Here is a 12,815-nt window from a genome sequence, read left to right on the forward strand (position 1 = left end):
TCGTGCTGTCTTCCTCTTCACAGGAGTTTCTCGATGATCCATTACCTCACGCCTGACCTGTGCGATGCCTATCCGGAACTGGTGCAGGTGCTGGAACCGATGTTCAGCAATTTCGGCGGCCGTGATTCCTTTGGTGGCGAAATCGTGACCATCAAGTGCTTCGAAGACAACTCGCGGGTCAAGGAGCAAGTCGAGCTCAAGGGGAATGGCAAAGTGCTGGTGGTAGACGGTGGCGGTTCCCTGCGTCATGCGTTGCTGGGTGACATGCTGGCCGAGAAAGCCGCGAAAAACGGTTGGGAAGGGCTGGTGATCTACGGTTGCATCCGTGACGTCGATATCATCGCACAGACCGATCTGGGCGTTCAGGCCCTCGCCAGCCACCCGAGGAAATCCGACAGGCGCGGGCTCGGCGATCTCAACGTTGCCGTGACCTTCGCCGGCGTGACTTTTCACCCGGGCCATTACATCTATGCGGACAACAACGGCGTGATCATCTCGCCCAGCCCGCTGCAAATGCCTGAATAAAGCGCTGGTCGACCAAAGGAGTGCGGATGTTCGAGGAAGAAAACGCGCAATGGGGGCTGGTGCATGCCCTGGTGCTGGACGGTAAAGGCGGCGCGCGTTCGATTGCCCGGACTGAACTCGATGACTTGCAGCTGCAGGCCCATGAAAGCCTGTGGCTGCACTGGGATCGCAGTCATCCGCAAACCCGGACCTGGTTACGCAAATCCAGCGGTCTGAGCGAATTCAGCTGTGACCTGTTACTCGAAGAAAACACTCGTCCGCGACTTTTACAGCTTTCCGACAGCGAACTGCTGCTATTTTTGCGCGGGGTCAATCTGAACCCCGGTGCTGAGCCGGAAGATATGGTGTCGGTGCGGATCTTCGGCTCTGCCCAGCGTGTCATTTCCCTGCGTTTGCGTCCGTTGCGTGCCACTGACGAGTTGTTGGTGCAACTGTCCGAGGGCAAGGGGCCGAAAACTGCCTCCGAACTCATCCTTTGCATGGCGCAGTACCTCACCAACAAGGTGCAGGATCTGGTCAGCTGTCTCTCGGAAGTGGTCGATGAGGAAGAAGAAAAGCTGGATGCCGACGAACGGTATACTCCTGAGCACGGATCGGTTTTGCAGATTCGTCGCCGGGCGGCTGCGTTGAAGCGCTTTCTTGCTCCGCAGCGGGATATTTTCGGTCAACTGACGCGGATCAAGTTGCCCTGGTTCGTCGAGGACGATGGCGATTACTGGAACGAATTGAACAACAGCCTGACTCGTTATCTTGAAGAGCTGGAATTGACCCGGGAGCGGGTGGGGCTGGTCCTGGAGGCTGAGGACCGTCGCTTGAACGTGCGTATGAACCGCACGATGTACCGCTTCGGGATCATCACCGGGATCTTTTTGCCGATGAGTTTTCTGACCGGGCTGTTGGGGATCAATGTCGGTGGAATTCCTTTCTCTGCCAGCCCCTACGGTTTTCTGATCGCCTGCCTGATGATGGTCTCGGTGGCACTGGGGCAGTGGTGGTTGTTCCGACGTTTGCGCTGGGTCTGAGGGAAGCCATGTGACCAGACCAACTCTGACCGCGTCTCCCACAGACATCACGAGAGGTGCGTATGCACGATCCGTTTGAACAGTCTTTGCGCGACATGCTCAACGCCTCACCGTCTACCCGGGACGACGATGCGTGCCTGGGGCGTGTGCTGAAAACCGCCAACCGCCAGGTCGGCGCCGGTGATTTGTTCAGTCTGCTGGGGCGCTGGTTGCCCGCACTGATGATCGCCCTCAATAACGGATCGGCCCATGTCGCGCCGGTATCCCGTCTTCGTAAACCTGCTGCCCGCACTGCTGATAAGGCTGATTGAATATGGAACTTGATCTCTGGACTCAGAGCCTCGTCACTGCAATGACTGCGTTGTGGACCAAGGTTGCGAACTTCATTCCGAACCTGTTCGGCGCACTGGTCGTGCTGCTGTTGGGTTTCGTCGTGGCCAAGCTGCTCGACACCCTGCTGTCGAAATTGCTCGCCAAATTGGGCCTTGATCGCTTGATGGGTGGCACCGGCCTGACCAAGTTGCTGTCCCGCGCAGGGTTGCAAGTTCCTATTTCGACCCTGATCGGCAAGATCGTCTATTGGTTCGTTCTGCTTATTTTTCTGGTTTCTGCCGCAGAATCCCTTGGCCTTGAGCGAGTTTCAGCTACGCTGGACATGCTTGCGTTGTATTTGCCGAAGGTGTTTGGCGCGGCGCTGGTGTTGCTGGTAGGTGTCTTGCTGGCGCAACTGGCCAACGGTCTGGTGCGTGGAGCGGCAGAAGGCGTGGGTCTGGACTATGCTTCAGGGCTTGGGCGGATTGCCCAGGGCCTGGTGATCATAATCAGTATTTCGGTTGCGATCAGCCAGTTGGAGGTCAAGACTGACCTGCTGAACCATGTGATTGTAATTGTGTTGATAACCGTTGGTCTGGCGGTAGCGCTGGCCATGGGGTTGGGAAGCCGGGAAATTGCCGGCCAGATTCTTGCGGGAATCTACGTGCGTGAGCTGTACCAGGTTGGGCAACAAGTGCGTGTTGGCGAGGTCGAAGGCCAGATCGAAGAGATCGGCACGGTTAAAACCACATTGCTGACCGATGAGGGTGAGCTAGTCTCTCTTTCCAATCGGATCCTCCTTGAGCAGCATGTGAGTAGCCGCTAACCCGGCAAACCCTGCTAATGTATGCCGCCGCAAAATGCCTGCTCACGCTGGCTGCGGCGGACATTGACCTGACTGTCGGCCCGACTTGTTTTGAATAAAGCCCAATCGTTATCCATGCGCTACGACCCCCGCGAGCTCTCTGATGAGGAGTTGGTCGCGCGCTCGCATACCGAGCTGTTTCACGTAACGCGTGCCTATGAAGAACTGATGCGGCGTTACCAGCGAACATTATTTAACGTGTGTGCACGATATCTTGGGAACGATCGCGACGCAGACGATGTCTGTCAGGAGGTCATGTTGAAGGTGCTGTATGGCCTGAAGAACTTCGAAGGTAAATCGAAGTTCAAGACGTGGCTATATAGCATCACGTACAACGAGTGCATCACACAGTATCGAAAGGAACGGCGAAAGCGTCGCTTGATGGACGCATTGAGTCTTGACCCCCTCGAGGAAGCGTCCGAAGAAAAGACGCCGAAACCTGAGGAAAAAGGTGGACTTGATCGCTGGCTGGTGTATGTGAACCCGATTGACCGTGAAATTCTGGTGCTACGATTTGTCGCAGAGCTGGAGTTTCAGGAGATCGCAGACATCATGCATATGGGTTTGAGTGCAACAAAAATGCGGTACAAACGCGCTCTAGATAAATTGCGTGAGAAATTTGCAGGCATTGCTGAAACTTAGTTCAGCGCAAATATCTCTTACGCGTAGGCAAGTTCTGTTAGACTTGCCGCCGAGTTGTCCCCCGGTTTGCGGGACTGCTTCACAATCACCAGATGGGGATTTAACGGATGAAACTGAAAAACACCTTGGGCTTGGCCATTGGTACTCTTATTGCCGCTACTTCGTTCGGCGCATTGGCACAAGGCCAAGGCGCAGTTGAAGGCGAGCTCAACTACGGGAAGAAGTACAACGACAGCGTTAACAACGTTGAAGACGGCTACACTCCTGGCGCCTCCATCGGTTACTTCTTGACCGACGACGTATCGTTGAACTTTACCTACAACAACGACGACTACACCCGTTCGAACAACGGTACTGGCAATCAGAAAATCGAAGGCGACCAGTTTGGTCTGAACGCTCAGTACCACTTCAACAACGCTGGCGACGCTCTGCGTCCTTACGTTCAAGGTGGTGTTAAGCACGGCAGCATGACCAACGTAGCCGCTGACGGCCACACCGGTCGTGACCAGTCGACTTTCCTGACTGCTGGCGCTGGCCTGAAGTACTACTTCCTGGAAAACGTCTACGCTCGTGCTGGCGTAGAAGCTGACTACAAGCTGGACAACGGCCGTTGGGACTACATCCCGTCCGTAGGTCTGGGTGTTAACTTCGGTGGCGGCAACAAGCCTGTCGCTGCAGCTCCAGCTCCAGAAGTTTGCTCCGACAGCGACAACGACGGCGTTTGCGACAACGTTGACAAGTGCCCGGACACCCCGGCCAACGTAACTGTTGACGCTGATGGCTGCCCAGCTGTTGCTGAAGTCGTTCGTGTAGAGCTGGACGTGAAGTTCGACTTCGACAAGTCGGTAGTCAAGCCAAACAGCTACGGCGACATCAAGAACCTGGCTGACTTCATGAAGCAGTACCCATCCACCACCACTACTGTTGAAGGTCACACTGACTCCGTCGGTCCTGACGCTTACAACCAGAAACTGTCCGAGCGTCGTGCAAACGCCGTTAAGCAAGTTCTGACCAACCAGTACGGTGTTGAGTCGTCCCGCGTTCAGTCCGTTGGCTACGGCGAATCCCGCCCAGTTGCTGACAACAAAACTGAAGCTGGTCGCGCTGTTAACCGTCGCGTAGAAGCGCAGGTTGAAGCTCAAGCTAAGTAATTAGCTCGCAGCTCTGAAAAGCCCGGCTCAGGCCGGGCTTTTCTTTGTCTGCGATTTGGTGGAGCGGGTGAAACTACGCTGACTGATCTGCCGTCATCACAGGCAAATCATGCTGCCACAGGGATTGAGTTGCACTGGCTGCCACTGCACCGATCACCATTATGGCAGGGCTTTTCAGTTGGAATCTGTAGGCAGCTTCATCCATGTCTGTGAGAGTGCTCCGACATTCCCGTTGATGGGGCAAGGAGGCGTTTTCAATCATGGCCACGGGCGTATCCGTCGCCATGCCGCCGGCCAATAGCTGTTCCCGGATTTCACCGAGCTTGGCCACTCCCATGTAAATCACCAGCGTCGTTCCGCCTTGGGCCAGTGCCTGCCAGTTCAATTGGCTGTCGTCCTGGGTGTGTGCGGTGACCAGCGTGACACCACGGGCGACACCGCGCAAAGTCAGCGGAATATCGCATTGCGTTGCCCCCGCCAGCCCGGCAGTGATGCCGTTGACCAACTCGGCTTCGACCCCACGCTCACGCAACCACTGCGCTTCTTCTCCACCGCGACCGAAAATGCATGGATCGCCGCCCTTGAGCCGTGCCACGCATTTACCCTGCCGGGCATAACGAAGCATCAGGCGATGGATGAACGCTTGCGGGGTGGAGCGGCAGCCGCCGCGCTTGCCCACCGGGATGATCCGCGCCCCGGGGCAATGCTCGAGTACCGCGACATTGACCAGGTCATCGATCAGCACCACATCTGCCTCGCGCAAGGCGCGTACCGCTTTCAATGTGAGCAACTCCGGATCACCCGGGCCCGCACCTACCAGCCAGACTTTTGCACTCATAGTGTTTTCCTCACGAGAAGACGGTGACTGGCTGCGCCGTGGCAGCCAGCAGGCGTTTGATTTCCGGAACGCAGGACCCGCATTGCGTGCCGCAACCCAGTTCTTGCTTGAGTCCCTGCAAGTCCAGGCCACGGCTGATGCCGGCGCAGATCGCGTTTTGGCCGACGTTCTTGCAATTGCACAGGATCTTGTTCGCGTTGACGGGCGCGTCGAGGTTGCCCGGTGGTGCGCTCAGCGGCGCAAGCAGCCAGCGCCGCAGTTGCTGGTCCGCGCGACCTTCGAGCCACAACCCCTGCAACCAGTGCTGGGCAAGGGTTTCCCCGGCCAGTCGAATGGCAGTGATCCGGCCATTTTCGATTCGCACGCGCTTGCCAATGGCCCGCCGAGGATCGTCGTAAGCCAGCACCGGGCCATCATCGAGTGCCAGGTTTTTATCGATTTCGCTTAGCAGCTCTGCCGCAGGCGCTGAAGTATTGGCCGCCCTTATAAGCAGGGCCGGGCGCTCACGACCAACCAGGCTGAGGCTGACGTAGGAAAACGCCTCACAAAGCGGCCGTAGCGTCTCAAAATGCCGTTGAACATCACCCTCGATCAGTGCGAACAGTTTCCAGGGCAGATCCACCGGATCCAGGCGAACGCCGCTGTGTTTAAGTTCGGGCTGTTTCGACAAAGGATCGAATGCGGGCAGGGTGAGGCTGTTCACCCCGCCCTTGAGAAAACGGTCGCCCCAATGCATCGGTAAAAAGGCCTGGCCCGGACGCACGCTGTCATCGCTGGCAACTGCGACGATGACTGCGCCACGCCGACTTTTCAGGCTGACCAGATCCCCCGGCTGCAGGCGATGGCGACGCAGTTCGTCCGGGTGCAGGCTCAACTCCGCTTCGTTGACATGGCCGAACAACTGCGCGGCGGTGCCGGTGCGGCTCATGCCGTGCCATTGATCGCGCAGGCGGCCGGTGATCAGGGTCAGCGGGAAGCGTGCATCCCGTTGCTCTTTGGCGGCGCGGTAGGGATCGGCCACGAACTGTGCGCGCCCATTGGCAGTGGCGAATACCCCGTCGACGTACAGCCGGGCCGTGCCTTCAACGGCACCCGCAGGGAAGGGCCACTGCTGTGGGCCGAGACGATCGATCAGTGCATGGCTGATACCGGACAGATCCAGGTCGCGACCTTGAGTCAGTTGTTTGTATTCGTCAAAGACCTGAGCGGGATTATTAAATTCAAACAGGCTGGTTTGGCCGGGGCGCAGATGTTTTTCCAGGCGTTGTGCGAAATCTACGGTGATTGCCCAGTCCGGCCGCGCCTCACCCGGTGCGACAATTGCCTGGCGTACGTGGGAAATGCGCCGCTCGGAGTTGGTCACGCAACCTTCCTTTTCCCCCCAGCTGGCGGCGGGCAGCAAAAGGTCGGCGAACTTCGCGGTTTCAGTGGTGCTGAAGGCTTCCTGCAACACCACGAACGGGCAGGCTTGCAGCGCTGCGCGCACGGCCGTCTGGTCCGGCATGGATTGCGCGGGGTTGGTACAGGCGATCCACAACGCCTTGATCTTGCCATTGCGCACTTGCTCGAACAGTTCGATTGCGGTGAGCCCGGGATTTTCCGGCAGTTGCTCGACGCCCCAGTAGGACGCCACTTGCTCACGGTGTTGCGGATTGGCGGCGTCACGGTGGCCGGGCAGCAGGTTGGACAAGCTGCCGGTTTCCCTTCCGCCCATGGCATTTGGCTGACCGGTGAGGGAGAAAGGTCCGGCGCCGGGACGACCGATCTGCCCGGTGGCCAGGTGCAGGTTGATCAGTGCACTGTTTTTCGCGCTGCCGGCGGTGGACTGGTTAAGCCCCATGCACCACAGCGACAGAAAGCTCGGTGACGTGCCGATCCACTCGGCACACTGCTGCAATTGCCCGAGACTGATTCCGCAGAGCTGCGAAACCATTTGCGGCGTGTAGTCACGCACCAGGCTTTTCAGCTCGGCCAGGCCTTCGGTGTGGTCGCGGATGAAGTCACGATCGATCCAGTCTTCCCACAACAGCAGATGCAAAATCCCATGGAACAGGGCGACATCGGTGCCCGGCAAGATCGCCAGGTGCAGGTCAGCCAGATCGCAGGTGTCTGTGCGACGCGGGTCAATGACGATGACCTTCATCTGTGGCCGGCGGGATTTGGCGGCTTCCAGCCGGCGAAACAGCACCGGGTGGGCGTAGGCCATGTTGCTGCCGACGATCATCACGCAATCGCTCAGCTCCAGGTCTTCGTAGCTGCAGGGCGGGGCGTCGGCACCCAGGCTGCGCTTGTAGCCGACGACTGCCGAGGACATGCACAGGCGCGAATTGCTGTCGATGTTGTTGGTGCCTATCAGGGCACGTGCCAGCTTGTTGAAGGCGTAGTAGTCCTCGGTCAACAGTTGCCCGGAAATGTAGAACGCCACGCTGTCCGGGCCATGCTCGGCAATGGTTGCGGCAAATACACTGGTGGCATGATCGAGGGCGGTATCCCAATCGGTGCGGTGACGGGCCAGGCCTTTACCGAGGCGCAGTTCGGGGTACAGCGCCCGCGCCGTCAAGTCGCCGGTCAGGTGCAGGGTCGAGCCCTTGCTGCACAGTTTGCCGAAATTGGCCGGGTGCGCCGGGTCGCCGCTGACGCCGAGGATGCGTGAACCGTCGTGCTCGATCAGCACGCCGCAGCCGACCCCGCAGTAACAGCAGGTGGATGCAGTGATCTGGCGGTCCATCAGCCTGCATCCCGCAGGGCCAGCATCACCCGGCCATTTTCCACCCGGGCGAGATGGTGGTGGGCACAGCCGATGTCCGGGGCCAGGGCTTCGCCGCTTTCCAGGTCGATTTGCCAGTTGTGCAACGGGCAGGCCACCCGCTTGCCGTAGACCAGGCCTTGGGACAACGGGCCGCCCTTATGCGGGCAGCGGTCGTCAAGGGCGAACACTTCGTCGTCGCTGGTACGAAAAATCGCGATGTCTCCCTTTGGCCCGGCGATGATCCGCGAGCCCAGGGCATTGATCTCTTCCAGTGCGCAGATATCCAGCCAGTTCATGCCAGCACCTCCAGGTTTTTCACGGGGATGACGTCGAATTCTTTTTTCAGCTGGGGCTGTTCCAGGCGCTCCTTCCACGGGTCCTGTTCGAACGACAGGGAGAATTGCAGGCGATCATTGAGCGCCTTGCGCCGCTCCGGATCTTCCAGCACGGCTTTCTTGATGTGTTCCATGCCGACCCGTTGCAGGTAGTGCACGGTGCGTTCGAGGTAGAAAGCTTCTTCGCGATAGAGCTGCAGGAATGCACCGTTGTATTCGCGCACTTCTTCGGCGGTCTTGAGCTTGACGAAGAACTCCGCGACCTCGGTCTTGATCCCGCCGTTGCCACCGATGTACATCTCCCAGCCAGAGTCCACACCGATAATTCCCACATCCTTGATACCGGCTTCCGAACAGTTGCGCGGGCAACCGGAGACAGCCAGCTTCACCTTGTGCGGCGACCACATGTTGAACAGGTCATGTTCCAGTTCAATGCCAAGTTGTGTGGAGTTCTGGGTACCGAAGCGGCAGAACTCGCTGCCGACGCAGGTTTTCACCGTGCGGATGGATTTGCCGTAGGCGTGGCCAGACGGCATGTCCAGGTCTTTCCACACGCCTGGCAGGTCTTGTTTGCGAATGCCCAGCAAGTCGATGCGCTGGCCACCGGTGACCTTGACCATTGGCACGTTGTACTTGTCGGCGACGTCGGCGATGCGCCGCAGCTCTGAAGGATTGGTCACACCGCCCCACATCCGCGGGACTACCGAATAGGTGCCGTCTTTCTGAATGTTGGCGTGGGCGCGTTCGTTGATCAGGCGCGATTGTGGATCGTCCCTGGCTTCCCCTGGCCAGGTGGAAATCAGGTAGTAGTTGAGCGCCGGGCGGCAGGTGGCGCAGCCGTTGGGTGTGCGCCAGTTCAGGTAGCTCAGGGTGCCGGCGATGGTCAGCAGGTGCTGCTCGCGGATGGCCTGGCGGATTTGCCCGTGATTGAGATCGCTGCAGCCGCAGATGGCCTTTTCGCTTTTCGGTTTGACGTCCGCCGCGCCGCCCACGGTATTGATCAGGATCTGTTCGACGAGCCCGGCGCAGGAGCCGCAGGAGCTGGCAGCCTTGGTGTGTTTCTTGACGTCGTCGACACTGAACAGCCCGTGTTCCTGAATGGCCTTGACGATGGTGCCCTTGCACACGCCGTTGCAGCCGCAGACTTCGGCGGTGTCGGCCATGCTCATGGCTTTGTCCTGGCCTTGATGTCCTACGTCGCCTAAAGCGTTTTCGCCAAACATCAGATGATCGCGGATCTCGCCAATGGCGTGATTCTCACGGATCTGCCGGAAATACCAGCCGCCGTCTGCCGTATCGCCGTACAGGCAGGCGCCGACCAGCACGTCATCCTTGATCACCAGTTTTTTGTAGACCCCGCCGATCGGGTCCGAGAGGGTGATGGTCTCGGTGCCTTCACCGCCCATGAAGTCGCCGGCGGAGAACAGGTCGATGCCGGTAACCTTCAATTTGGTCGAGGTCACCGACCCCTTGTAGGTGGCAAAACCGAGTTGGGCGAGGTGGTTGGCGCAGACCTTGGCCTGTTCGAACAGCGGCGCCACCAAGCCATAGGCGATGCCGCGGTGGCTGGCACACTCGCCGATGGCATAAATCCGTGGGTCGTAGGTTTGCAGTGTGTCGTTGACCAGAATCCCGCGGCTGCACGGAATGCCGGATTTCTCCGCCAGTTCGGTATTGGGGCGGATGCCGGCGGCCATCACCACCAGGTCGGCGGGGATGATGTCGCCGTTCTTGAATTGCACCGAACCGACCCGGCCGTTGCCCGCGTCGTGCAAGGCCTGGGTTTGCTCGCACAGGCGAAAATGCAGGCCGCGAGATTCCAGCGCGGATTGCAGCAACTGGCCGCTGGTCTTGTCCAGTTGCCGTTCCAGCAACCACTCGCCGATATGCACCACGGTCACGTGCATGCCCCGCAGCATCAGACCGTTGGCGGCTTCCAGGCCGAGCAGGCCGCCACCGATCACCACGGCGTGCCGATGGGTTTTCGCGGTGTCGATCATGGCCTGGGTGTCGGCGATGTCGCGGTAGCCGATCACGCCTTCAAGGGTATTGCCGGGAATGGGCAGGATGAAAGGTGTCGAGCCGGTGGCGATCAGCAGGCGATCGTATTCGGCTTCGCTGCCGTCTTCGGCAATGACCCGGCGCTTGACCCGGTCGATCTCCACCACCTTGCGGTTGAGCAGCAGCTTGATGTTGTTTTCCAGGTACCAGTCCAGGTCGTTGAGCACGATCTCTTCGAAGGTTTGTTCGCCCGCCAGCACCGGCGACAACAGGATGCGGTTGTAGTTGGTGTGCGGTTCAGCACCGAAGACCGTGATGTCGTACAGCTCAGTGCTCAGTTTGAGCAGCTCTTCCAGGGTCCGGACCCCGGCCATGCCGTTGCCGATCATCACCAGTTTTAGTTTTTTCATCAGGTTCTCCGGGGAGCTCAGGCCTGCCTCATCAGGGTTCAGGCCATGCTCGACAAATTTTGCGCAAACAAAAAAAGGCGTCCCGCTAGTTGCCTAGCGAGGACGCCTTTGTCCTGGTCCCGTTCTCTCGGGAAGTGCAACCTTCGTCGTTGAAGCCTGCGCTGTATGTCTGTTGCAAGAGGTAATGCAGCGGTTATGCCAAGTCGCTCAAAACCCGTGTTTGTTGGCTTTTTCCCCGTTCACAAGGGCGGATACCTGAGGGAATGCACCGATTCAAGGCGCTTTGCCCGCTAATGGAGCGCAACCACCAGCAGCACCAGGTTCAGCAGCAAGGACACCAGCGCCAATGTCCGCCAGACTTTCAGTGGCTCGCGTTCCAGCAAGGGCTTGGGACGCACGCTCAAGCTGCGGCGTTCGCCCTGTTCCATCAGCAGCAGCCATTCTTCCGCCGTTTCGAAACGCTGGTCGGGGGCCGCCGCCACGGCGCGTTCCAGGCTATGGGCGATCCAGTCCGGCAGGTCGGGCCGGTAGCGGCTGGCGTTGACCGGGAGGCCAAACCTGGGGCGTTGGAACGCTTCGATTTCGCCATAGGGATAGTGCCCGGTGAGCAGGAAATACAGGGTCACACCGACGGCGTACAAGTCCTGCCGTGGCGTCGGTACTTCGCCGCGAAAGGCTTCGGGTGCAATGTAACTGGGTGTACCCGGCAGCGCCCAGGGCAGGTCTTGCGAGAGACCGGGGCAGTAGGCCAGGCCGAAATCCAGCAGGCGCAACTCGCCATCGTCCCCCAGCAGCAGGTTCTCCGGCTTGATATCGCGATGCAGGATCTGCCGCCGGTGCAACAGGCCGACCGCTCGCAGCAAGCGTTCGGCGATGTCTTGCCACTGGGGCAACGGCAAGGGGCCGCTTTGCTCATGCCGTTGGGCCAGGGTAGCGCCCGAATATTCTCGCATCACGTAGTACAAATGCTGACGCTGACTGGCGGCATGGACTTCAGGAAAGTGTCGACCGGCCACGCGTTTGAGAAACCATTCCTCCGACAGTAATGCTTGCCCGGCCTGGTGATCGTCGTGCAGGCGCCCGGGCAGGGTTTTCAGCAGCCAGGGTTGTTGCTGGCTGTCGCGAACGCGATAAAGCAGCGATTGCTGGCTCTGTGCGACGATCCCCTCGACCTGCCAGCCCTCGAACGCCTGACCCGGTTTCAGGGCGGGCGGCAGTGGCCATTGCTGCAAGTGCATCAATGCATCGCCAATGCTCGCTTCGCCCAAGGCATCGACCCGTACCAGCAAGGCGCTGGCGTTGTCCTGGCTGCCCGCCAGGTGCGCGGCATTGACCAGGGTTTGCGCAGCGCTGTGCAAGTCCGGTTGGTCCCGCAGGATCGCGGCAATGGCGGTATCGCCCAGGACGGCCCAGACGCCGTCGCTGAGCAGGACGAAGCTTTCATCGGGGCGCAACTCACCGTCGAGAAAATCCAGCACCAGGTGTTGATCGAGCCCCAGTGCCCGTTTCAGCACATGCTGCATGCCCGGCTGGTCCCAGACGTGATCCTCACTGATTCGCTGCAATTGGTCGGCGTGCCAGCGATACACCCGGCAATCGCCGACATGGGCCAGGGTAAAACGCCGGCCACGCAGGACCAGCGCACTGAGGGTGGTCAGCAGCGGTTGTCCGCCGCCATTGGCCTGCAACCAGCGGTTCTGCGCCAGCAACAGACGATCGAGCGCCTGTGCGACGCTCCAGGTTTCCGGCGTGGCGTAGTAATCCAGCGCCAGGGCCTGCAGCGTCGAACGGGCGGCCAGACCGCCATCGACGCACTGGCTGACACCGTCGGCAATCGCGAACAGGTAACCCTTGCTCGCGGCCAGCGCCGGAGCCGGCGTGACCAGGCGCAGGGCATCCTGGTTTTCCTCGCGGGGACCGATGGCACTGGCTTCGGCGAAACTCAGTTGCAGGCTCATCGAGGCC

At 59.6% G+C, this 12,815-nt stretch carries 11 protein-coding genes; 6 read left to right on the forward strand and 5 right to left on the reverse strand.

The genetic code is table 11. The annotated features are described in order from the left end of the window. The first annotated feature begins 36 nt into the window (after positions 1 to 36). The 6 genes from rraA (at position 37) to ACM6G4_RS22885 (ending at position 4,517) form a co-directional block, all read left to right on the forward strand. Entirely contained in the window at positions 37 to 525 is a 489-nt protein-coding gene (gene rraA, locus ACM6G4_RS22860) for a ribonuclease E activity regulator RraA (protein ID WP_177336456.1), read from the forward strand. A gap of 26 nt (positions 526 to 551) precedes the next feature. Then, on the forward strand, positions 552 to 1,547 hold the full coding sequence (locus tag ACM6G4_RS22865) for a zinc transporter ZntB (RefSeq protein ID WP_056721910.1): 996 nt from the start codon (positions 552 to 554) through the stop codon (positions 1,545 to 1,547). A 62-nt stretch (positions 1,548 to 1,609) separates the two neighbouring features. After that, positions 1,610 to 1,858 carry a hypothetical protein gene (locus tag ACM6G4_RS22870; protein WP_008048593.1) on the forward strand — a complete coding sequence of 83 codons (249 nt, stop codon included), beginning with the start codon at positions 1,610 to 1,612 and terminating at the stop codon, positions 1,856 to 1,858. A 2-nt stretch (positions 1,859 to 1,860) separates the two neighbouring features. After that, a complete protein-coding gene (locus ACM6G4_RS22875; RefSeq protein ID WP_008048604.1) occupies positions 1,861 to 2,685 on the forward strand; it encodes a mechanosensitive ion channel family protein in 825 nt (274 codons plus the stop codon). A gap of 90 nt (positions 2,686 to 2,775) precedes the next feature. Beyond that, entirely contained in the window at positions 2,776 to 3,366 is a 591-nt protein-coding gene (gene sigX / locus ACM6G4_RS22880) for an RNA polymerase sigma factor SigX (RefSeq protein ID WP_015096065.1), read from the forward strand. Between the two features lie 107 nt (positions 3,367 to 3,473). Further along, positions 3,474 to 4,517, forward strand: a complete 1,044-nt coding sequence (locus tag ACM6G4_RS22885; RefSeq protein ID WP_056721911.1) for an OmpA family protein — start codon at positions 3,474 to 3,476, stop codon at positions 4,515 to 4,517. A gap of 73 nt (positions 4,518 to 4,590) precedes the next feature. On the opposite strand, the gene cobA is transcribed toward ACM6G4_RS22885, so the two are convergent. From cobA to ACM6G4_RS22910, 5 genes are all read right to left on the reverse strand, one after another. Next, a complete protein-coding gene (gene cobA, locus ACM6G4_RS22890) occupies positions 4,591 to 5,355 on the reverse strand; it encodes a uroporphyrinogen-III C-methyltransferase (RefSeq protein WP_223542331.1) in 765 nt (254 codons plus the stop codon). Between the two features lie 10 nt (positions 5,356 to 5,365). Then, on the reverse strand, positions 5,366 to 8,083 hold the full coding sequence (locus ACM6G4_RS22895; protein ID WP_414914677.1) for a molybdopterin-dependent oxidoreductase: 2,718 nt from the start codon (positions 8,081 to 8,083) through the stop codon (positions 5,366 to 5,368). Then, positions 8,083 to 8,400 (reverse strand): nitrite reductase small subunit NirD, encoded by a 318-nt coding sequence (gene nirD / locus ACM6G4_RS22900; RefSeq protein ID WP_046042889.1) that lies wholly within the window; start codon positions 8,398 to 8,400, stop codon positions 8,083 to 8,085. The genes ACM6G4_RS22895 and nirD overlap by 1 nt, the downstream gene beginning before the upstream one ends. Then, on the reverse strand, positions 8,397 to 10,850 hold the full coding sequence (gene nirB, locus ACM6G4_RS22905) for a nitrite reductase large subunit NirB (protein WP_056721916.1): 2,454 nt from the start codon (positions 10,848 to 10,850) through the stop codon (positions 8,397 to 8,399). Before nirB ends, nirD begins: the two co-directional genes overlap by 4 nt. Before the next feature lie 290 nt (positions 10,851 to 11,140). Beyond that, entirely contained in the window at positions 11,141 to 12,808 is a 1,668-nt protein-coding gene (locus tag ACM6G4_RS22910) for a protein kinase domain-containing protein (protein WP_409078453.1), read from the reverse strand. Positions 12,809 to 12,815 lie beyond the last annotated feature (7 nt).

Origin of the sequence: Pseudomonas sp. IT-P258 (assembly GCF_949767825.1) — a bacterium.
GTDB classification, from domain to species: domain Bacteria; phylum Pseudomonadota; class Gammaproteobacteria; order Pseudomonadales; family Pseudomonadaceae; genus Aquipseudomonas; species Aquipseudomonas monachiensis.